Consider the following 443-nt stretch of genomic DNA (forward strand, 5'->3'; position numbering starts at 1 on the left):
CAGTAAAGCGGTACACCGGGGCATTATTATCGGTACGATTGTCGTGGCGATTTTAATGTTCGGGATGCACCTTGCCGGCGCGCTGGGTCGCGCGGTGCTTCCGGATCTGACGGTGCCGGATCTGGTGATCCCAACGCTAATGGTGAAAGTTTTGCCGCCGTTTGCCGCCGGGATCTTCCTTGCTGCGCCAATGGCGGCGATCATGTCAACAATTAACGCCCAACTGCTGCAACGTTCCGCGACGATCATTAAAGATCTCTATCTCAACCTGCGTCCCGATCAGATGCAAAATGAGATCCGGCTGAAGCGTATGTCGGCAGCGATTACATTACTGTTAGGCGCGCTGTTGCTGCTGGCCGCGTGGAAACCGCCAGAGATGATCATTTGGCTCAACCTGCTGGCGTTTGGCGGCCTGGAAGCGGTGTTCTTATGGCCGCTGGTAC

Annotated in this window: 1 protein-coding gene; it reads left to right on the forward strand. The window is 56.0% G+C overall.

Annotation, left to right across the window (positions count from 1 at the left end):
• On the forward strand, nucleotides 1-443 hold a 443-nt coding region (locus ACEWB7_RS17840), incomplete at both ends, for a sodium:solute symporter family transporter (RefSeq protein ID WP_411581066.1).

The sequence above is a fragment of the Acinetobacter sp. NIOH-H-8 genome (assembly GCF_046635365.1).
GTDB lineage: Bacteria > Pseudomonadota > Gammaproteobacteria > Pseudomonadales > Moraxellaceae > Acinetobacter.